Source organism: Erwinia aeris, assembly GCF_041224955.1.
GTDB lineage: Bacteria > Pseudomonadota > Gammaproteobacteria > Enterobacterales > Enterobacteriaceae > Erwinia > Erwinia aeris.
The window spans coordinates 250,757-271,676 of record NZ_JBGFFX010000006.1; the positions used below are offsets into that span (position 1 = coordinate 250,757).

Consider the following 20,920-nt stretch of genomic DNA (forward strand, 5'->3'; position numbering starts at 1 on the left):
GGCTTCGCTTTGTTTACAACACATCGGCAGAGAAAGGCGAAAGGTTAACGGAAAAGTGTGATCCTGTTAACATTAGTGGATAAAATAAAGCCGGCATAAGCCGGCTTCTTTAACGCTTAGCGTACGTTGACGTAGATACCGCTGGTGACGTTATCAGTCAGGCGCACCACATGATAGATGACCTGTTTATTATGAGTCTTAATCTTGCGTTTAATATTGCCTTTATGCGAAGAAACCGTTTTGGCTTTAATTTGCATTTTGTCCGAGATTTGAATGGTATCGTGACCGGACATCCACATTTTAAGCATGTTCGACTCAGTTTGGCTTAGCGTCAATGGATGAACATCGAAGCCAGCGGAATAGCGAGGCGACACGTTGAGTTTCTTCTGGAAATAGGACAGAAGTAAGTTATCGAGTGTAGCAGGCTTAATCGATTTTGACGTAATAATCAGGTTCTTACGAACGTAGAGGTATTCCTCAAAATGGATGTTAGAGATAGCCATAAAGATGAAAAACAGCGTGTCAGGATGCTGCGTAATAATGTCTCTTATACGCTGGCTGGCATCTGCTTCATAAATAAAACAATCTTCGTTAATAAATACAACGCCCGGTTGGAGCTGCTGGCATTTAATTTGAAGCTGATCGATGTCGGTAACGGAAGTTATGTTTTTCTTTTTAACTCCCTTGACGGACATATAATCAGTAAGACCTAAGCGTGTGTAGCTGCATGAATCCATTATAATTGTTGGCATAACTGCGACCCTCACCAAATTGTTATTCGTTTAAACTAACGATGAATTACGCGTTGTGTAAGTTACGAGAGTAATATGTTCTGTTTTCAATTTTATTATTTGTACTCAGCATTAAGTCTGTTAGCGGACGCTGAACAAACCTGTCCATGCTCGATGTAACCGTTTAGTTTAGGCAAACCACCCACTACCAACGCGGTAAAACATCCGTAGACAGATGGAGGATCTGACAGAAGTTTGCCGCACTGCTTTGTGAACTTCGCCACTATCGCGCAGAACGCAGAAAAATCTGATAGGACGAATCCTAAAAAACATTCATCACGCGAATGTGTGCCGCTGTATAGGGCACTAAACCTGCTGTGAAATACGATTTGCTACAAGAATAACGGCAAAAAATAAAATTTCCAGTAAAAACAGACGTTTTTATTCACTCCGATGCTTAACATTTAAGCAACATTGCATCCGTTTCGTTAAACAAAATACGCTAACTGGCATTTAATAAGAATAATTTTCATTGGGTGAAGCGATTAATCAGATTTTCCTTAAGAATTTTCTGGTATCGGCGGTTTGAAAAATGTGCAAAAACATTCTACACGCTTAACAATGCACCCAGGGCCTCTCTTGAGGTGGTTCTGAATACTTAAGTTTATTTGGCAGGAAGTTCGCTAAGGATCTGTGAGAGTAAATCAAATACTTCGCTGAATAAATGCTCACAAAACGGGGCCAGGAGCGGCATCATCAGGCTCAGGAAGATAAGACCGATTGATAAGGTGATAGGAAAGCCGATGGCAAAAACCGACAGCTGAGGTGAAACACGGTTTAACAAACCCAGTGCCAGGTTAATGATGAGCAGCAGCGTTATCAGGGGTAACGCTAATCGCATTCCATTAAGGAAAATCAGACTGGCTGCTTTCGTTAACGCCAGAAACGCGTTGCCGTTAATCAGCTCTCCGCCAACAGGCAGCGTATGAAAGCTGTCGGCTACCATAGAAATTAACCACAGGTGACCGTTAAAAGATAAAAACAGCAGCATGGCCAGCATATCCATAAAGCGGGCCAGCACCGGCATATTCAGTCGGCTTGAAGGATCGAAAAAGGTGGCAAAAGAGATACCCATCTGCAAACCAATGACTTCACCTGCGGTTCTGACTGCCGCAAAGGCAAATTGCATCGTAAAACCGATAGCCACGCCAATCAGAATCTGCTGAATCAGCAGCCAGAAGCCGCCAATTGAGAATAAGGTCACATTAACCGGCGGCAGCGTGGGGATCAAAACCCAGGTAATCATCAGGCCTAAGCCGAGCTTAACCTTTTTGCTAATCGATTTTTCACTGAGGATCGGGGCGGTCATGATTAACGCCAGCACGCGGGCGAGGGGCCAAAAAAGTTGCCCCATCCATAACATCAGCTGGCTGCTGTCGAAGTTAATCATTTAACCGATCATATTAGGCAGGTTGGTAAACAGGGTGCGCATATAGTCCAGCACCAGGCTCAGCATCCACGGGCCAGCCACGACGATGGTCGCAACGACGGCGAGGATTTTTGGGATAAAAGAGAGCGTTTGTTCGTTGATCTGCGTCGCCGCCTGCAGCAGGCTAATCAGCAGACCGCTGATCAGCGCCGCCAGCAGCAGAGGCGCGGCCAGGATCAGCCCAACGTGCAGCGCATCATGACCAATTGACATAACCGATTCTGGTGTCATCACGACTCCGGGAAAATTGAGGGCCTATATCGTCGCGACAGGCAGCGCCGCGATTTTTGCCGGGCGACGTCGTCGCCCGATTATTATGAATAGAAGCTTTGCGCCAGCGAGCTAATCAGCAGCTGCCAGCCGTCTACCAGCACGAACAGCATCAGCTTAAAGGGCAGCGCGATGGTCGCGGGCGGCACCATCATCATCCCCAGCGCCATCAGCACGCTGGCGACGACAAGGTCGATAATCAGAAACGGGATAAACACGGTAAAGCCAATCTGGAACGCCGTTTTCAGCTCGCTGGTCACGTAGGCCGGCAGCAGAATGCGCATCGGCACCGCTTCCGGGCCTTGCAAAGGCGGGGAGTTGGCCAGGCGAGCAAACAGGGCCAGATCCGCTTCGCGAGTCTGCCGCAGCATAAATTCACGCAGCGGCTGCGCGCCTTTATCCAGCGCGTCCTGCATACTGATCTTGTCTTCGCTGAACGGCAGATAGGCGTTCTGATAAATCTTGTCCAATACCGGACTCATAATAAAGAAGGTCAGAAACAGCGCCAGGCCGAGCAGCACCTGGTTTGGCGGCGCGGACGGCGTGCCCAGCGCGTTACGCAGCAGGCCGAAAACAATGATGATGCGCGTAAAGCTGGTCATCATTAGCAAAATAGCGGGCAGGAAAGTCAGCGAGGTGATAAACACCAGCGTCTGCACCGGCAGCGACCAGCTCTGACCGCCGTTAGCCGTCGGACGGCTGACCAGGCCCGGCAACTGGGCGTGAACTTCAGGCGCCAGCAGCAGCAGCAGCGCTAAGAAAGGAAGAATGCGTTTCATTTTGGTTTTCCGGCGCGTTTAATAAGCTCTAACACCTGACGGAAATCGCCAGCGGGCTGCGGCTCTTCCGGATTTTCCTGCACCGGTGAGGGCGGCAGGGTATGCAGATGGGTGATCTGCTGTGCGGTCACGCCCAGCACCAGCCGGGCATCCTGCACGTCAACGATAACCACGCGCTCGCGCTGCCCAACCTGGCAGCTGGCGCTGATCGAGATATCCCGCTGGCCGCGCTTGCCCGTTTTGGGCGCGAAGCCAAATCGTTTCGCCAGCCAGGCGCAGGCCAGAATCAACAGAATAATCACGGCCAACACGCTGCTGACCTGCGTCAACACTGAACCGGTGGAAGCGGCCGGCTGGCCTGGCGGCTGTTGCGTTTGTCCGACGTTGACCGGCGAATGCGCCGCCGGTTGCTGCTGGCCCGTGCTCATTGGCGCTTGCTCCTGCTGCGTTTGGCTGGCGGTCGTCATTAACGGCTCAGTCGACGCATACGTTCAGATGGCGTAATGATGTCGGTGATGCGCACGCCGTATTTATCGGCAACCACCACGACTTCGCCCTGGGCAATCAGATAACCGTTGATCAGAATATCCAGCGGCTCGCCGGCCAGGCCTTCCAGCGCCACCACGGAACCCTGCGTCAGACGCAGCAGCTCTTTAATGGTCATCTTGGTGCGGCCCAGTTCCACGGTCAGCTTGACCGGGATATCCATAATCAGGTCGATATCCTGGAGCGAACCGGCGATATCATTACTTTCCAGAGATTTAAACACCCCTTCGGACGCGGTGCTGGTTGAGTTTGACTGCTCGTTCAGCGCGTCAGCCCAAAGGTCGTCCGCAGAGAGGTCGTCAACGGACGGCTTATTGGTGTCACTCATGGGGCTGTTCCTCATTCATCGAGTTCAAAATCGGGTTAATCAGATGTTCCACACGCAGCGCGTACTGCCCATTCAGGGTGCCGTACTGGCTGGTTAAGACCGGCACGCCATCGACATGAGCGATAATGCGATCCGGTTTTTCTATCGGTAATACATCGCCGGGCTTCAGGGCCAGCAGGCGTGAAATCCGCATCGAGACGTCGGCAAAGTTCGCAATCAGCTCCAGTTCGGAGTGCTGAACCTGCTTCACCAGCGTCTCGCGCCAGTTGTGATCTTCCTGACGCGAGTTCTCCAGCGGCGGGTTGACCAGGGTTTCACGCAGCGGTTCAATCATGCTGAACGGAATGCAGATATTGAACTCGCCAATCAGGTTGCCAATCTCCACCTGGAACGGCGTGGTAATCACGATATCGTTAGGTGAAGTAGTAATATTAGTAAACTTTACCTGCATTTCGGAGCGAACATACTCCACGTCCAGCGGATAAATCGGTTTCCACGCTTCGCTGTAGCCTTCCAGCGCCAGTTTTAGCATCTTGCGAATGACGCGCTGTTCGGTTGCCGTAAACTCGCGTCCTTCTACTTTAGTAGGGAAGCGACCGTCTCCGCCAAACAGGTTATCCACGGCGATAAACACCAGGCTTGGCGAAAACACCACCAGCGCCGTACCGCGCAGCGGCTTCAGGTGGATCAGGTTCAGGTTCGTCGGCACCGGCAGGTTGCGAGCAAATTCATGATACGGCTGAATTTTAATCGCGCCTACCGTGATATCCGGGCTACGACGCAGCAGGTTAAACAGCGCCATCCTGTATGAACGCGCAAAGCGTTCGTTAATGATCTCCAGCGCCTGCAGACGTTCGCGAACCATGCGACGCTGGGTATTGGGATCGTAAGGACGAATATCACTGTCGCCCGCGCTGCTGACGTTTTCTTCCGCCGCGCTGTCGCTGTCGCCGTTAAGCAGCGCGTCAATTTCCGCTTGTGAGAGAATGCTGTCGGCCATTTTGCCCTACCTCAGGATAAAGGCGGTGAACAGAACGTCCGTCACCTTTTGCGGAGGTTGTCCCGGTACCAGCGGCGGCGCAAGCGTGGCTTTAATCTGTTTGACCAGCTCTTGCTTGCCCTGTTCGTTGCCCAGCGACGCGGCGTTCTGGTTAGAGAGCAGCAACAGCAGGCGGCTGCGAACTTCCGGCAGATAATCATTTACGCGCTGCAGCGTTTCCTGATCGGGCAGACGCAGCGTGAAGCCGACGTAAAGCACGCGATCGGGATCGTTATCCGGGTTGATCAGGTTAACGGTAAACGTATCCAGCGCCAGGAATACCGGTGCAGGCGGCGGCGCAGGCTTTTCAGCTTTTGCCGTGTCGGCAGACCCGTGCATTTTATGCCAGACCAGATAGCCTCCTGCGCCACAAGCGGCCAGAACCACCAGCGCTATCAGGATAATCAAGAGTTTACGTTTGCCGCTTTTGGCTTTCTTCTCAGTCATACGGGCGATAATTCCTGTGAGTATGTTCAAGAGCCGGGAGTGCCTGCTCTCTGACGACGTTATGGGCAGATTATCCCGCATCGCTCGCTAAACAATAGGGCGAAAAGACGCGGGTTTTGCCGTTAGCTTTGGCGTTTGTGATCGTCAGGCGAAGATATCAACGGCATTACTGCCCGAAGCGCGCGCCTGGAGGGAGGCAGGAACGGCGATAGGGGTGATCTCGCTGTCGGCGTCGGCAGCAAGACTAAAGGTGTTGCCACGGCTGTTATTACGCTGCTCCTGCTGGCCGCTAAAGCTCTGGCTCTGCGCCTGGGCATCGCTGCTGACGCTGGTCTGCCCAAGGTTGATGCCGCTCTGCGCCAGCGCTTCCTTCAGCTGCGGCATGGCAGCCTCCAGCGCGGCGCGCACCTGGCTGTGGTTCGACACCATGCTCAGCTGCGCCTGATCGCTGTCCAGCTTCAGGCTAATCTGGATGCTGCCCAGATCCAGCGGATGCAGATGCAGCTCGGCGGTCTGCTGACCGTTGCGGCTGAACATCACAATCTGCTGGCCCAGCGCCTGCTGCCATTCCGGGCTGCCCAGCTGAGAGCTCAGCTGCGGCGTAGCCGGTGCGCTAACCAGCGAGGTTGTAGCTGGCGTCACGGCGACGGAAGCAGCGCTGATAACACCAGGTGTAATCGTTGTCTGGCTGGCGGCACTGTCTTTATCGCTGTCTTTAGTCACCTGGCCCAGCACCTGCTGGAAGGCGCTGTTCAGCGTAGCGATATCGCCTTTCTGCGTGCCGGCCGTTGCGCTCAGGGTGTTAGTGCTGCTCAGCGGCATGCTGCTGTCGCTGTCTTTTGCGGTTTCATCGCCGTCGACGGCTGTCGTCTTAGCTCCGCCCGCGCTGGCTAACAGCGAGGCAAGGGTAGCGTTAGCGTTGCTGCCTTTGATATTGCCTTCGGTCAGGCTATCGCCGCCTTTGGCAAGGGCTGCGGTCGGCTGCTGCTGCGCCTGCGGCAGCATGGCGAACAGCGCCTGAAGCGCCTGCATATCGCTGCTGCTCAGGGGCGTCGCGGCGGCGGCGGTTTCGCTGTCGTCCTGGGTTTTAGTCAGCGCGATCGCGTTGTCTTCCGACGGCGTTTTCGCGGACTGTAGCAGCGAGTTCAGCGTTTCCGGTTTATCCAGCGCGGCCAGCAGCGCGTTCAGTTTCGCCTTCGGCGAGGCGGCATTTTTATCGTCGGCAGCGGCAACGGCCGCCGTCGCCGAGGCGGGCAGGGCTGTTTGCCCCTGCTGCGCCAGCGTCAGCAGCTTATTGCCAAGCAGTGACAGAAAGCCCGCGTTGCCAGTTTGCGCGCCGTCGGCCGTAGCCGCACCGCCAATATCCGTGCCGATATCGGTAGCATCCGCCGCCGCGCCGTTAGTGGAAGCGGTCGCGGTTTTCGCCGCCGTGTTAACCAGTGGCAAAGTCATCATTCGCCTTTCCTCAATGATGCCCGTTGGGCAAATTCATCCATCCGTTTCTGATCGAGACGGTTTTCCTGTAATAGTGCGGTTGCTGCCGCGCGAGCCTGTAGGGTTTCATAAGCATGAAGCCGCTGCTGCTTGTCGCGCCACAGGCGCAATGCGTTTTCTACCCGGCCGTTCCAGTTCGCCAGCTGCTGGCGATGCTGTTCGATCGCTTTTTCCAGCGTCTCGATAAACTGGTGGTAGTTGTACCAGCGGGTGCTGTTAATCCCTTCCGCCATGGTGGTGTTCAGCGTTTTGCGATATTCGTCCTGATAGTTCAGCAGCATATGTAGCTGCTCATCAGCCTGTTTCTGACCGCGACGAACGTCGCCCAGCTGGATGGCGGCCTTTTCCAGATCTTTCTGTGCCAGGCCGCACAAGGTTTCAATTGGCGATGCGTGTTTTGCCATCAGTCAGCCCTTAACCAAAAATTGCCTGCAGATGCAGACAGGCGTCGTCAAATGTACTGCGCTCAAACATGCCCTGCTGTAAGAAGGTTTCCAGCTCCGGATAGAGCTTGATCGCTTTATCCAGCGTCGGATCGCTGCCGGCGGCATAGGCGCCCACGCTTACCAGATCGCGGTTGCGCTGATAGCTGGAAAGCAGCTGTTTGAACTGGCGAACCCGCGCATAGTGCGTATCGTCGATCAGATGCGACATCACGCGGCTGATCGACGCTTCAATATCAATGGCCGGATAGTGGCCCGACTCCGCCAGGCGACGCGACAGCACAATGTGACCGTCAAGAATGGCGCGCGCGGAGTCCGCAATGGGATCCTGCTGGTCATCGCCTTCGGTCAGCACCGTATAAAAAGCGGTAATGGAGCCGCCGCCGTCAATGCCGTTACCGGCACGTTCCACCAGCGCGGGCAGCTTGGCGAAAACGGAAGGCGGATAGCCTTTGGTGGCAGGCGGCTCACCGATAGCCAGGGCGATTTCACGCTGGGCCATGGCGTAACGAGTCAGGGAATCCATAATCAACAGCACGTGCTGGCCGCGATCGCGAAAATCTTCCGCGATGCGCGTGGCGTAGGCCGCGCCCTGCATACGCAGCAGCGGAGAAACATCCGCTGGCGCCGCGATTACTACCGAGCGCGCGCGGCCCTCGGCGCCCAGAATATTTTCAATAAAGTCTTTTACTTCACGGCCACGCTCGCCAATCAGCCCAACCACAATTACGTCGGCTTTGGTGTAGCGCGCCATCATGCCCAGCAGCACGCTTTTACCCACGCCGGACCCGGCGAACAGGCCCATACGCTGGCCGCGACCCACGGTCAGCAGGGCGTTAATGGCCCGCACGCCGGTGTCCAGCACATCGGTAATCGGCGTACGCTGCAGCGGGTTAAACGGCGGCGTAATCAAGGGCGCGCGATAGCCGGTTTCCGGCGAAGGCAGCCCGTCCAGCGGCCGACCGCTGCCATCGAGTACGCGCCCCAGCAGCTCCGGGCCGAGCATCAGCTGTTTGCCGCTGTGCTGGCTGTCGCCGGCCACGCGGGCATACACGCGCGCGCCAGGCAAAATGCCTTCTACTTCTTCCAGCGGCATCAAAAACAGCCTCTGGCCGTTAAAACCGACGACTTCGCTCTCGACTTCGCTGACGCCGTTGCCGTCCATGCGCTCGATCACGCAGGTCGCGCCCAGCGGCAGCTGCAGGCCGGTCGCCTCCAGCACCAGGCCGGTGGCGCGGGTCAGGCGACCATAGCGGCGAACGTCCGGCACATTGGCCAGACGCTGTTCGAAAGAGTCAAGCGCGCCAAGCCAGCGCGACAGGCGAGAGGTGGTCATTACAGTTCTCCCGGCGCGGCAAGGCGGCAGAGTTCGTGCCAGCGGGTAGCGATGCTGGCGTCAAGGTCGCCATCTTCGGCGCTGACTTTACAGCCGCCGGGATGGATAGTGCTGTCCGCCATCAGGCGCCAGCCGTGCAGGCTGAGCGTGGCGCCCAGCGACTGCTCAATACGCTGTAAATCATCCGGATGCACGCGCAGCGTGGGTTTACCGCTGAACATCGGCTCCTGCTGGATCATGCCCTGGATTTGACGAAGCAGGGCGGTGCCGTCGACGTGCGGCGCCTGGCCAATCACCTGGCGAGCGGCCTCCAGCGCCAGCTGCATCAGACGGGCGGCGATCACGCTGTCCAACGCTTCCAGCGTGTGGGAAAACTCAGAGACCAGCTGCTGCATACGGGCCTGAAGCGGCGCCTGCTGCTGCTGCGCCTCGGCCAGCCCCTGCTGAAAGCCGGCTTCATAGCCTGCTTTCTGTCCTTCACTGAATCCCTGCTGATGCCCTTCGGCATAGCCCTGGCCCTGCGCTTCGCTGCGCGCCTGGTTTTGCATCTGCTCCAGCTCAGACTGCTGCTGGCTGAACGGATCGTCTGTCAGATCCGCCAGCGGCGCTTCCGGCTCGTCGAACGAGGCCATCAGCGGCTTATTCGGCTGCCCAAGATCGTTGGGCTGCCAGCGCTGCCAGGGAAGTGAAGATTTATCAGACATACTGTTCCTCGCCGCCGCCAATCACCATCTCGCCGCTTTCCGCCAGACGACGAACGATAAGCAGGATGGCTTTCTGTTCGCTTTCCACTGCCGACATACGCATCGGGCCACGGTTCGCCAGGTCGTCGCGCAGAATATCTGCCGCACGCTGCGACATGTTGCGCAGGAACTTCTCGCGCAGCGGCTGTTCGGAGCCTTTCAGCGCCACCAGCAGCGATTCCGATTCCACTTCCTGCAACAGACGCTGGATGCTGCGGTCGTCGACCTCCACCAGGTTTTCGAACAGGAACATTTCGTCGATAATTTTCTGCGCCAGTTCGCCGTCGAAGTCGCGTACCGCTTCGATAACCGCTTCTTCCTGCTGCGTCTTCATCAGGTTGATGATTTCCGCTGCGGTTCTCACGCCGCCCATCTTCGCACGCTTGAGGTTCTGACCATCGAGCAGGCCGTTCAGTACCTCGGTCAGCTCGGCCAGCGCCGCTGGCTGCACGCCGCCGAAGGTGGCGATACGCAGCATCACGTCGTGACGCAGACGCTCGTCGAACTGGGCCAGGATATCGGCCGCCTGCGAACGCTTCAGGTGTACCATAATGGTAGCAATGATCTGCGGATGCTCGTCGCGGATCAGGTCTGCCGCCGCCTGTGGCTCCATAAAGTTGAGCGTTTCCATGCCCGTAGTGGTTTCGCGGGTTTCCAGAATATCTTCCAGCAGGCTGGCTGCGCGCTCTTCGCCCAGCGCTTTAGTCAGTACGGAGCGCAGGTAGTCGTTAGAGTTAACGCTCAGCGCCGCAAACTGTTCGGCATCGTTTTCAAACTCATGCAGTACTTCGGTCAGCTGCTTGTGAGAAACCTGACGCATGTTAGAGATCGCGGCGCTCAGGTGCTGCACCTCGCGGGCGCCAAGGTGTTTGAACACCTCGGCCGCGCGGTCTTCGCCAATCGTCATCATCAGAATGGCGCTTTTTTCGGTACCGGTGAGACTCATAGTTCGTCCTTCATCCACTGGCGAATGACCAGAGCCACCACGCGTGGGTCGTTTTCCGACATCTCACGAATACGCTGGCTCATTACCTCAGCACTCATGCGGTGCTGAGACTTACGTTCTTGATCAAGCTCGTCTTTCGACAGCTTCACGGAGACGGCATCGTCATCGCTGCCCGCTCTTGCCTGGGTCGCGGCATCCACCATCGCTTTCTCCTGAAGCGCTTTACGCTGCAGCTGTGGACGAACCAGCTTGCGGTAAAGGATCCAGGCCACAATCAGTACCAGCAACCAGCGTCCGGCTTCCATTATCTGGTCGATAAAGGACTGCTGCTGCCAGAATGGCAGGTCGCCACCGATTTCCTGCGTATCGTTGAACTGGGAGTTCACCACGTTCAGCGTATCGCCGCGCTGCTCTGAATAGCCCATCGCTTCACGCGTCAGGTTGTCAATCTGCTTCAGCTGCGCATCGGTCAGCGCTATCGGCTTGCCGGCCGCGTCGGTTTTGTAGTTCACCACTACGGCTACAGAAAGACGCTGTACTTCACCTACATTCATCTTGGTATGCAGGATGGTGCGGTCTACTTCGTAGTTCGTGGTGTCATCATTACGGCTACTTAACGGCCCGGTTTTTGTCGTGCTGCTGTTCTGGTTTGCCGTGGCGTTGTTCGCCGTGGTGCTGTTCGCACCGTTCGCACCGTTTGCGCCATTAGCTGGCGTCGTCACCGGCGCGCTGTTGGCAGGCGCAGGCTGGTTAGAGAGTGCGCCGGGCACGCCGCCGGACTGACCGCCGGACTGCTCGCTGTTGCTGCTCTGCCGTGAGCGGATCGCCTGTTTAGAAGGATCGGTGTTGGGCTGATACTTCTCGTCGGTCTGCTCACGAGCATTAAAATCAATCTGCGCCGTTACCTGAGCGTGTACGTTGCCGTTACCCAAAATCGGGTTCAGGATCGCTTCGATACGCTGCTGGTAGCGGGTTTCCACATCGCTGGCGTATTTCAGCTGCGCGTCATTCAGATCGCGGTCGGCATTATCGGACTGCGTCAGCAGATGACCGGCCTGGTCGACCACGGTCACGTTGCCCGGCGGCAGGCCGGCAACGCTGCTGGATACCATATGCACGATGGCGCTGATTTGACCCTGGTCCAGCGCACGGCCGGGCTGCAGCGTCAGGGTAACCGATGCGGTTGGCGCTTTCTGTTCACGCACAAACAGCGACGGTTTTGGCATGGCAAGATGTACGCGTACGTTCTTGACCGGGCCTAACGTTTCGATAGTACGGGACAGTTCGCCTTCCAGCGCGCGCTGGTAGTTAACCTGCTCGCTAAACTGGCTGATGCCGAACTTTTCCTGATCCAGCAGTTCGAAGCCGACCGCACCGCCTTTCGGTAGGCCCTGTTGGGCCAGGCGCAGACGCAGCTCGTGCACTTTCTCAGCGGGCACCATCAGCGCGCCGCCCTTATCATCGAACTGATAAGGAATGTTCATCTGGGTCAGCTGAGTGACGATGGCGCCGCCATCTTCATCGCTGAGGTTGTTGTAAAGCACACGGTACTCAGGCTGTTTGGCCCACAGCACCATGGCGATTACAATGGCAACGGCAGCCGCCGCAGCGATGATAATCGGGATGCGAGGATTTGCCTTTAAACGAGCAAAAAGGTCGTTCAAACCTTTCTTCTCTGGTTGATCCTGCGTGACAGTTGCATTCATGACTCTTTCCCGCCTGACAGTTGACCGGACTGTTTCGTGTAGTGTCGTAACAAATCTGACTCCCTGATGTGCTGGCTAAACAAATTAATCCACCTCTTATGGGGTGCCATTATTTTCTGAAATGAAAAATTCGATGGCTGGATAAGCTATGACTTTTGCTCTTATTTACGGGCTTTGTCTTATTGACATTGTGGTAAGTTTTCACACAGCAAAAATCTTCTCCCTTTTCTAACCGAGGTAAGTCATGGCAATTCAGGGTATTGAGAGCGTAATGCAGCAGCTGCAGACCGCAGCGATTCAGGCAAGCGGTAAGCAGACCGATGCGGTCAGCCACGCAGATTTCGCAGACGCGATGAAAGTTGCGCTGAACAAAATCAGCGATACGCAAACTGAAGCACGTACGCAGGCGCAGGATTTTGAGTTGGGTAAACCCGGCGTGAACCTGAATGACGTTATGATCGATATGCAGAAGGCATCGCTTTCTATGCAGATGGGCATTCAGGTGCGCAACAAGCTGGTCAATGCCTACTCCGAAGTGATGAATATGCAGGTATAGTCCGCCAGCCTTCTGGTTTAAAACCGCTTATTACCGCCGTATTTCGCGCCAGGGCCATACGCAGGCCTGGGCGCCAACGTTTCTGGGGTAGGGCCATCGCGCCATTGCGCATCTGGCTGGCTTACGGATGCCAGCAGCAGCTTTGCCGGGCGAATGCCGTGGCCTGCCGGCTTAAGGGCTGAAGTAGTGAATAAAAGCAGGTAAAAGCTGCACCAGAAAAATGGCACTTACCACCCATAAAATAATGCTTTGTTTCGCTTCGCTGACGTCTGCCCGTGTGGCATAGCTGGCCTTGATGACCGCCACGTCTGTCCGGACGATGTACATATCTTCTTCCAGTTTTTTGATTCGGTTAAGCATCCTTTCTTCTCCGCTGATCTGGCCGTCATGAGGCTGGTTTAACGCCGGGACGGCAAGCTGACTGTTTTCTTTACTTGCCTTCGCATAAGTTACGCTCCCTTGCCATACTGCTTTTGGCATCCGTTGTAACGGTCTGTCCTGACTTTTCTCTGACTTCGTTTTGTATCCTAAGCCTGTTGCCGAAAGGCTGTCACCGACAACTTCTTTCAGATCTGACGTTTATTCCAAAAAATAAAATCTCTTACAGCCGACTTGCAGAAGAATGCATAACCCTTCGCAAAACGGGAGCAAAAAATCGTTATAGCGGCGTCAGATAGCGCTTACCAGAAGGGCAGAACAGGACATTTATGCAGCATGTTGGCAAAGCGTTTAGCGGCGTCGGGCAAAAATAGGGACTTCATCAAATCATTAAGGCAGGCTTTTAATGGAAACGTTGATTGGCTCAGCTCTGATTTTTTTTACCCTGCTTCTGGTTACGTACGGTAGCCGGAAACGGGTCGCAAAAAACACCACGGTAAAATCCCCCGCAAAGAATTGATAAACAAGATTTGACTGTTTCTGAGTGTGAAAGGCGTAAGGCTTGACAAGGGGGTGGTACGACTACGCTATCCGGATTATGTCTACCGGGGTAAATGCTTCTTGAGTTTAGTCTTAATGTCGTCAAAAGGCCTTAAAGGCCGTGAATATATCAAGGATCCGCAGGATCCGGGCTGCTATGACGGCAGCCCGCTTCAGAGCCGCTGTCGAGCGACTGACACCGTTACGGCACGCTACCAGGGTGACAGGACGTTAATGGATAAAAATGCTGTGACAGCGCTGTGATGGCGTTTTAGCAGGCGTATCCATATCAGAAGCGGCTTTAAGAACTTCACCAACGTCAACGAAGCAGTTTGACGGAATAAATAATCGCATTTATTGATGTGGAACGGGTGTTAGATTCGACAGAGACGGCAGGGAGTGTTAGGCTGGAGCTTCAATTTCGTAAAACTAAGGCTACTTATTCCTCCTATCAAATTCAGATGTCCGACATGCCACGGATGTCAGTACCGCTTCTCGCTCCACAGTATCACGCCTAAAAATCCTCACGGCGCTAACTGCATCTTCTGCAAAGCCACCATGACGGTTAGCTACAAAGCTTTCGCCAGCTAGTCTATCGCCCCAAAAAAGTTTTTTTCCGGCCTGTCACGCTGCTAACGCCGATCGGGCCTGATTTTCCGTCGGCCTGCGCGCATTTTACTGCGCAGACCTGCACTGTTGCGCCCTGCGACAGTACGGGGGAACGGTGGGAAGGGGAGAACGACCTTTAAAACCGTACCAGCCGCTATGAAAAAAACTTGCCTGCCCGGTAAAAGAAATAATACTGTATATAAAACCAGTATAAATTACAGGAGCAGGCCATTGTGTCACTTGTGTACCGCCTTCAGCACCCTCAAACTGCAGCCCGCCAACGTTCGCGTTATCCGCCGGGCAAGCTGTTCTTCCTGCGCCAACACCTTCTGCATCTCGGCACGTCTGGCCTTATAACGGCTCTTGCTGGTGCCGGCAGGACGGGACTTTTTCCAGATGATAATGGTCATAAACAACCCTCCGGTTACGGGCAAATTAGTCGATTTCCCAGCGACTTAAACAAGGCGATGAGGAATGTTAAGTGGGGGGAATTTGTCCACCTTAAAAAACAATAGCCATAGTTATTATTAATATCAATAGGTATTGCAAGTATAACTTTTGTTATTGGCTTAAGTTGTTGTTTTTGTTTGCTTAATTATTTTCTTAACGCTTTTTTTACGTATTATTCTGGCGATGTTATTAAAAGCTTTACTAATCTATTCAGTTGAATCAATGCGCCAAAGCCTCTGCGCAGATTAACTGTTACAGAGGATGGGTTTTCGCGAGGATAAGCTGATGATATCTGTGCTGCACAGAGTGTCTGGGGGGCGTTACAAAGAAACCATTCTGCCAGGGCAGGATGTCAGTAACTATCGCCTTAAATCACGGATTAGAAAGATCGCTACGCCAATCAGTTCTGACTCATCGGAGAGTTCTACGGCGGGCAATCGGGGATCGTCCACGGTTAAAAAACCATTGGAGGGGCCTTCCAGATAGCGATAAACCGAGATGCGTGAACTCACCCTGGCCATGACCAAATCTCCAGATTCGGGTGGTACGTCGGTATCGACAATAACGATGCTGCCGGTAGTGGCTTCCGCGCAGCCACTGTTCCTGTCAAGAATGTAGGCGCGCCAGGTCTTCTTCGCCTTTACTCCATTGGGCGAAGAGACTATTTCCCCTGTTTTCCCTTCCGGTCCCCAGACCGGAATCGTCGATCCACTTTTTACTTTATCAATAGCGCTCAGCCCAGCGTTGCCGCGCATCTCTCCTTCGCCGCTGGCCAGCCATTGCACATTAACATCCAGCGCTCTGGCAATATCGACCAGTTTGCGCGACCCTTCGGCCTCTCCCTTGGTCAGACGCCAGATCGTAGGTTGTGATACGCCCGATGCTTTAGCTAAAGCACCCTGGGTGATCCCCATCATGGTCATAGCCATGTTCAGTCGGTAGGCGAGTGTATTCGGTTTCATATACCAGAATTTATAGCGACGCGTATTTTTCGTCAAACACGCTTTGCTATTGGCAGGTTTAATAACCTATGCTATTAATTAAGGTGTGTTGATACTTAAGCGGATAAAAGTTCTTCCTTCAGGCTATCAGTTTCAGCACGCCCGCTCTTTGACAATCAGGCCGTCCAGCCTAACCGCTGGCAACCCATTTGACCCAGGGAAAACAAGCGAAGCGGCAGCGCCGCACGCAAAAAAACAGTACCGTTTTGAAATTAGCAGGTGTTAAGAGAAAGTGTGGGAAACTTCATTTTTTCTTCTGCTTTACTCACTCTGAGGGGGTCAAGATGCGAGACATGAAACGCTTGCTGGAAAAATGGGGAGGCTGGGCGGCGACGGAACAGAGCGGCGTCAGCTATTCACACATCGCCGCCGGATTCCGCGGATTGATTACCGCCGCGCCTTCCGATCGTCCTACCTGTAGTGATAACGACGGCATGATCCTTGATAGCTGCATCAGCAGACTGAAAATTAATCATCCTGACGAACATGCGCTGCTGGTGGCGCACTATCACTATCGGATCTCACTGCGCTCTATTGCGCGCCGTCGTCGCTGTGCGGACGGCACCATTCGTAAACAGCTGCAAACCGCCGAGGGCTTTGTTGAAGGCGTGCTGAGCGCGCTGGAGGTAGAGCTGGAGTGCGAAAAATAATTTTCGCCTCGTTACGGGCCTAAATATTTTATTTCCTTTAAAAAATTCCTTTAACTTTAAATATCTTTTCCTATAGCTTGAAAATTTTTTTAAGAAAAATTGGTTGCGTACGCAATTTCGGTTCTAGTGTGTTAGAAAGGCAATTTAAACCGCCTGCATAAATATAAAATTCATTTTCACCGGGGAAAGGTCCTTATCCATTCCGCTACGGCGGCTTATTCGATGAAGGGGTGAAAAATGAGTAAGATAATTCAAATTTTGGCCTATGAAGAAGGCTATAAAGAGAAGCCATATATCGATACTGAAGGCTACCCAACGGTGGGGTGCGGTATTCTCATTGGCCCCAAAGAGGCGCCGCTGAAATATTATTCATTCACCGTTCCGCGTGAGGTCGGCGATGTATGGATGCAAAAAATAATTAACGACAAAATAAAGGAAATGAATAACAGACCGGTATTAGTAGCCGCGCTCAAAGAGTGCAACGAAGCTCGCGCTGATGTGCTTTACAGTATGGCTTATCAGCTTGGCATCGACGGGCTGGCCGCGTTTAAAAATACGCTGGTCATGATTTCCAATAAAAACTTTTCAGGCGCGGCGGAAGGAATGCTGAGCAGCCTCTGGGCAAAACAGACGCCTGCCCGAGCGAAGCGTCATGCAGAGGCTATGCGCAGCGGAACTTATGATGCGTGGCAGGGGGCGTTATGAAATTTATCCTCTTTATTCTTATTGTGATGGCGATCGGGTTTATCGTCTGGTGGAGCAGTAAACACGGCAACATCCAGCTGGTAGCCCACGCTAAGCTCCTGTTCAAAACCTGGTCTGTCTGGCTGGCCTCCGCCGGCTCGGCCATCGGCGCCTGGGTGCAGTCCTTCCCGGATTCCGCTTCCAGCGCGTGGAACGGCCTGCCTGAGGATGTAAAAACGGTTATTCCGCAGCATTTTCTGGGCTTCCTGGCCTCTTTTATGGTCGCGATGGCGGTAATCGCCCAGTTTATCCGACAGAAAAAATTAGCGGCGGAAAAAGGGCAGCTGGCCGCCGGGCCAACGGCGGAAATAAGGCCAATTCGGGTGCCGGTCGCTAACCCGCTAACCGCGGTTACGGCGCCGGCTATGGCTTCCGGCTCAGTGATGCCAGAGATATTAGCAATGCCAATGGCAGCAGCAGCGGGGATGGGATCCTCCTCGGCCATGATGTCGGTCGTGACGTCAGAGCAAACCCCCGTGCCCGGCAGGCCGGTTACGCCGCAGCCTGACGCAACGACGCCGTCTGACGCAGCACCTGCGGAATCTGATTCAACGCCCGCCGCGCCGATATCAACGCCCGTGGCGCCTGAGGTTTCAGTCGTGACATCGGAGCAAACCCCGGTGCCCGGCAGGCCGGTTACGCCGGAAACGACGCAGCCTGACGCAACGACGCAGCCTGACGCAACGACGCCGCCTGACGCAGCGCCTGCGGACTCTGATTCAGCGCCCGCCGCGCCGATATCAACGCCTGTGGCACCTGAGGTTTCAGTCGTGACATCGGAGCAAACTCCGGTGCCCGGCAGACCGGTCACGTCGGAAACGACAACGACGCCTGACGCAGCGCCTGCGGAATCTGACACAACGACGCCGCCTGACGCAGCGCCTGCGGAATCTGACTCAACGCCCGCAGCGCCGGTATCAACGCCCGTGGCGCCTGAGGTGTCGGTCGTGACGTCAGAGCAAACCGCGGTACCCGGCAGGCCGACCATGTCAGAAACGACAACGCCGCCCGATCCGACACCTGCGGAATCTGACTCAACGCCTGCGGCACCGGTATCAACGCCCGTAGCGCCTGAGGTGTCGGTCGTGACGTCAGAGCAAACCGCGGTACCCGGCAGGCCGGTCACGCCGGAAACGACGGCACCTGACGCAACGACGCCATCTGACCCGCCACCTGCGGACTCTGACGCAACGCCCGTAGCGCCGGTATCAACGCCCGTGGCGCCTGAAGTTTCGGTAGTAACGTCGGATCAAACTGCCGTAGCCGGCAGGCCAGGCGGTTCGCATACGGCGGCAGCACCTGCTTCAGCCCCTGTGGCACCGGAAACGCAGCCTGAACCGGGAGAGAAATCATGACAAGTTTCCTCGCCTTATTTAACGGGAGCTGGCATGTCCTTGCCGGGATCGGCGTAGTAATCGCGGCAGTCGTGGCCAGCTGGTTCGGCGGTAAAAAAACCGGCAAGGTGCAGGAGAAAGCGAAAGCGGACGTTCAGGCCGCAAAGGTTGAAAGCGCGCAAATTTCCGCCGTTGCTGAAAAGCAGGCAAAAAATAGCGAGGAAGCCAAAAATGTTCAGGCCGCTAATAATGCTCTTAATGACGACGACGCTCGTCGCAAGCTGCGCGAGTCGCAATACAACGACAAACAGCCCTAGGCTAATTGTGGATTCATCCTGTACGTTTTTCTCACCTATTAAAACATACGGGGAAGACTGGAAACTCATGGACATCAGGACAGTGAAGGAAATAAATGTGCACAATGATATGTGGAATAAACTCTGCACAAATAAAACGGACACTAATCGTCCTCCAGGGGAAGGAGCAGGCGGGAAATAATAAAGGCTAAATCTGTTTAACTATTCTTTTATTCACTACAGGCAATTTGCACCTGCTTATTGTCGCGGAGGTTATTATGATTGAAGTTAACTCTTTTGCTGAACTGAAAACAACTGCGCCATCCAAAACCGGCGAGCTGGCTATCCTGCGTCGTTATTATAATAACGACAACTACTATCGCGGCGGCGGTAATTTTGTAGGCTATGTGACCACCTCTTTGCCGGCAGATAATGGCGGTACCATTGCGGTCGGAAACGGCTTCTACTGGCGCCGCGTGGTGGACGATCCGGACGAGGTAAACCTGTTCCATTTCGGCGCACGCGGCGATGGCGCTAACGACGATACCACGCCGGTTAAAAACATGCTGAACTGGGCACAGACGTATAACACCAGTATGCGTGATATCGCCGTACGCTTCCCGGCGGGTAAATTTCTGGTTAAGCCCATTGATATTTCAGCAAGTGAGACGGCGTTCTTCTATATTTTTGGGGATCACAACCCGCACGGCGCCATCCCCCGTACCACCATTATTTCCGATAAGTCATCATCGCCGGTATTCAAGGTTAAATCGCGGCGTGTCACCATTGAAGGTATCTGCTGGGATGGTCAGACGGCGGCGGATGTTAAAACCAATACGGGGGCGATTACGGCGGCGATGTGTTCCAACACGCAGCCGTTCTTTGAAAATACCATCGTGGCGGGCGAATCCGTACTGATTGACGGTTTCCGTGCGCAGTACTGCGGCGGTACGGTTATCAAGCTGCTGGATACGTTGGATACCAAGTTTAACCAGATTTATACCACTACCACCTACGGCCGGATTTTTGACGTCAACTATTCTGGCACGGCGGCGGGTTCGTGGGATCACTCAACGGCAATTGAGCTGACGAATGCGAACTTCCAGTACGGCTATGGCGAAGCGACGCTATGGATGCCGCGCGTGACGCAGGGGTTGATCAACAACGTCTGGATCGAACATACCCGCTTCCCCGGCAACTTAAGTGACGGGCAATGGATTGTCGATGCGCTAAGCGTCGAAGGTTGCCCTAACAAGCTGAATATGACCAACAGCCGCGTGCAGATGCGTCAGCTTAACCTGCAAAGCGGCAGCGCGCTGGACCTGACCTTTGATGATAAAAGCCGCTGGCTGTCCGCCTTTGAGTACGGCTGGCGCCGCGATGAAAACTACGGTATCTCGCTCAACGGTTCGATTCGCCCCGGCTGGTACTCCGGCTATCGGGTGACGAACAATACCAGCACCGATAAGTGGTTTAATCTGGGATTAATTAACTTCCCGAAAGATAACCTGCAATGGGTTTTTGAGATTATCGGCAAGCTAAGTACGGAAGCGTTGGATAAAACGTTAGGCAATCCGATCACCTCAACCAACTCCTGTATGACCTGGCTGAATATTTCACGCTGCTGGAACGGTATTTATGGCGATATGCAGCACAAAGGCTTGCCGTCCGTGCTGGAGGCCAAAATTAACCGTGTTGGGATGACCGTTGCGGAAGTCTTTATCAAGGTGAAAGCCAACAGCGGCGATACCTCGTTCAGCCTGCGGGCGACGGGCCCAAGCCGCTTTGATTCCGGCGAGTGCTGTTACTACCGACCCAGTCTGGCAGAAGCCGATGCCAGCGTCGTAGGGACAACGGTGGTTAACGCCAGGATGAGCCTGCACAACGGACTGGCAGGGATTGGCGCCAATGAAAAAGGCGTGCTGACGATAGCTACCGCTACCGCTACAGCACCTTCGACCACGACAGTAGCAGGCTATGTCACGGTCAATATTAACGGTACAGACCGTAAAATTGCTTACTATTAGCCGTTAAGGCTTTGGCCGCCAGTGATGGCGGCCTTTTT

The 20,920-nt window shown here is 54.4% G+C and carries 24 protein-coding genes; 7 read left to right on the forward strand and 17 right to left on the reverse strand.

The window, feature by feature from the left end:
- Positions 1-116: 116 nt before the first annotated feature.
- The 14 genes from rcsA to fliF form a co-directional block, all read right to left on the reverse strand.
- Positions 117-752, reverse strand: coding sequence for a transcriptional regulator RcsA (gene rcsA, locus AB6T85_RS12315; RefSeq protein WP_253460455.1), 636 nt, complete (start codon positions 750-752; stop codon positions 117-119).
- Between the two features lie 643 nt (positions 753-1,395).
- Entirely contained in the window at positions 1,396-2,181 is a 786-nt protein-coding gene (gene fliR / locus AB6T85_RS12320; RefSeq protein ID WP_253460458.1) for a flagellar biosynthetic protein FliR, read from the reverse strand.
- Positions 2,182-2,451, reverse strand: a complete 270-nt coding sequence (gene fliQ / locus AB6T85_RS12325; protein ID WP_369895700.1) for a flagellar biosynthesis protein FliQ — start codon at positions 2,449-2,451, stop codon at positions 2,182-2,184. It lies immediately after the preceding gene.
- A gap of 83 nt (positions 2,452-2,534) precedes the next feature.
- A complete protein-coding gene (gene fliP / locus AB6T85_RS12330; protein ID WP_125288016.1) occupies positions 2,535-3,269 on the reverse strand; it encodes a flagellar type III secretion system pore protein FliP in 735 nt (244 codons plus the stop codon).
- Positions 3,266-3,697 carry a flagellar biosynthetic protein FliO gene (gene fliO / locus AB6T85_RS12335; RefSeq protein ID WP_125288318.1) on the reverse strand — a complete coding sequence of 144 codons (432 nt, stop codon included), beginning with the start codon at positions 3,695-3,697 and terminating at the stop codon, positions 3,266-3,268. The genes fliP and fliO overlap by 4 nt, the downstream gene beginning before the upstream one ends.
- A gap of 38 nt (positions 3,698-3,735) precedes the next feature.
- Positions 3,736-4,143 (reverse strand): flagellar motor switch protein FliN, encoded by a 408-nt coding sequence (fliN, locus tag AB6T85_RS12340; RefSeq protein WP_125288015.1) that lies wholly within the window; start codon positions 4,141-4,143, stop codon positions 3,736-3,738.
- Entirely contained in the window at positions 4,136-5,143 is a 1,008-nt protein-coding gene (gene fliM, locus AB6T85_RS12345) for a flagellar motor switch protein FliM (protein WP_253460461.1), read from the reverse strand. The genes fliN and fliM overlap by 8 nt, the downstream gene beginning before the upstream one ends.
- Before the next feature lie 6 nt (positions 5,144-5,149).
- Positions 5,150-5,629, reverse strand: a complete 480-nt coding sequence (gene fliL, locus AB6T85_RS12350; RefSeq protein WP_125288013.1) for a flagellar basal body-associated protein FliL — start codon at positions 5,627-5,629, stop codon at positions 5,150-5,152.
- A 144-nt stretch (positions 5,630-5,773) separates the two neighbouring features.
- The gene (locus AB6T85_RS12355; RefSeq protein ID WP_369895701.1) at positions 5,774-7,084 is read right to left on the reverse strand and encodes a flagellar hook-length control protein FliK; all 1,311 of its coding nucleotides are present in this window, start codon (positions 7,082-7,084) and stop codon (positions 5,774-5,776) included.
- Entirely contained in the window at positions 7,081-7,527 is a 447-nt protein-coding gene (gene fliJ / locus AB6T85_RS12360) for a flagellar export protein FliJ (protein WP_125288011.1), read from the reverse strand. The genes AB6T85_RS12355 and fliJ overlap by 4 nt, the downstream gene beginning before the upstream one ends.
- Before the next feature lie 10 nt (positions 7,528-7,537).
- Positions 7,538-8,902, reverse strand: a complete 1,365-nt coding sequence (gene fliI / locus AB6T85_RS12365) for a flagellar protein export ATPase FliI (protein ID WP_125288010.1) — start codon at positions 8,900-8,902, stop codon at positions 7,538-7,540.
- Entirely contained in the window at positions 8,902-9,606 is a 705-nt protein-coding gene (gene fliH, locus AB6T85_RS12370; RefSeq protein WP_253460466.1) for a flagellar assembly protein FliH, read from the reverse strand. The genes fliI and fliH overlap by 1 nt, the downstream gene beginning before the upstream one ends.
- Entirely contained in the window at positions 9,599-10,591 is a 993-nt protein-coding gene (gene fliG, locus AB6T85_RS12375) for a flagellar motor switch protein FliG (RefSeq protein ID WP_253460469.1), read from the reverse strand. Before fliG ends, fliH begins: the two co-directional genes overlap by 8 nt.
- Entirely contained in the window at positions 10,588-12,297 is a 1,710-nt protein-coding gene (gene fliF, locus AB6T85_RS12380; RefSeq protein WP_369895703.1) for a flagellar basal-body MS-ring/collar protein FliF, read from the reverse strand. Before fliF ends, fliG begins: the two co-directional genes overlap by 4 nt.
- A 244-nt stretch (positions 12,298-12,541) precedes the next feature.
- Here fliF and fliE point away from each other — a divergent pair, with 244 nt between their 5' ends.
- Complete coding sequence (gene fliE / locus AB6T85_RS12385; RefSeq protein ID WP_253460474.1) at positions 12,542-12,853, forward strand: flagellar hook-basal body complex protein FliE; 312 nt, start codon at positions 12,542-12,544, stop codon at positions 12,851-12,853.
- Between the two features lie 171 nt (positions 12,854-13,024).
- Here the strand turns inward: fliE and AB6T85_RS12390 are convergent, their stop codons facing one another.
- Complete coding sequence (locus AB6T85_RS12390; RefSeq protein WP_253460476.1) at positions 13,025-13,213, reverse strand: hypothetical protein; 189 nt, start codon at positions 13,211-13,213, stop codon at positions 13,025-13,027.
- A gap of 957 nt (positions 13,214-14,170) precedes the next feature.
- Here AB6T85_RS12390 and ymcF point away from each other — a divergent pair.
- Positions 14,171-14,362: a cold shock small protein YmcF gene (gene ymcF / locus AB6T85_RS23765; RefSeq protein WP_367317858.1), complete on the forward strand. Its 192-nt coding sequence runs from the start codon at positions 14,171-14,173 to the stop codon at positions 14,360-14,362.
- Between the two features lie 254 nt (positions 14,363-14,616).
- On the opposite strand, the gene AB6T85_RS12395 is transcribed toward ymcF, so the two are convergent.
- The gene (locus tag AB6T85_RS12395; protein WP_253460480.1) at positions 14,617-14,790 is read right to left on the reverse strand and encodes a hypothetical protein; all 174 of its coding nucleotides are present in this window, start codon (positions 14,788-14,790) and stop codon (positions 14,617-14,619) included.
- Positions 14,791-15,189: 399 nt separating this feature from the next.
- Entirely contained in the window at positions 15,190-15,759 is a 570-nt protein-coding gene (locus tag AB6T85_RS12400) for a helix-turn-helix domain-containing protein (protein ID WP_369895705.1), read from the reverse strand.
- A 356-nt stretch (positions 15,760-16,115) separates the two neighbouring features.
- Between AB6T85_RS12400 and AB6T85_RS12405 the strand changes: the two genes are divergently transcribed.
- From AB6T85_RS12405 to AB6T85_RS12425, 5 genes are all read left to right on the forward strand, one after another.
- Positions 16,116-16,481 carry an antiterminator Q family protein gene (locus AB6T85_RS12405; RefSeq protein WP_253460486.1) on the forward strand — a complete coding sequence of 122 codons (366 nt, stop codon included), beginning with the start codon at positions 16,116-16,118 and terminating at the stop codon, positions 16,479-16,481.
- Positions 16,482-16,718: 237 nt separating this feature from the next.
- Positions 16,719-17,186 carry a glycoside hydrolase family protein gene (locus AB6T85_RS12410; protein ID WP_125288002.1) on the forward strand — a complete coding sequence of 156 codons (468 nt, stop codon included), beginning with the start codon at positions 16,719-16,721 and terminating at the stop codon, positions 17,184-17,186.
- Positions 17,183-18,580: a DUF7940 domain-containing protein gene (locus AB6T85_RS12415; RefSeq protein WP_369895707.1), complete on the forward strand. Its 1,398-nt coding sequence runs from the start codon at positions 17,183-17,185 to the stop codon at positions 18,578-18,580. The genes AB6T85_RS12410 and AB6T85_RS12415 overlap by 4 nt, the downstream gene beginning before the upstream one ends.
- Complete coding sequence (locus AB6T85_RS12420) at positions 18,577-18,876, forward strand: hypothetical protein (protein WP_253460489.1); 300 nt, start codon at positions 18,577-18,579, stop codon at positions 18,874-18,876. Before AB6T85_RS12415 ends, AB6T85_RS12420 begins: the two co-directional genes overlap by 4 nt.
- Before the next feature lie 257 nt (positions 18,877-19,133).
- Complete coding sequence (locus AB6T85_RS12425) at positions 19,134-20,882, forward strand: putative phage tail protein (RefSeq protein WP_369895708.1); 1,749 nt, start codon at positions 19,134-19,136, stop codon at positions 20,880-20,882.
- Positions 20,883-20,920: the final 38 nt, after the last annotated feature.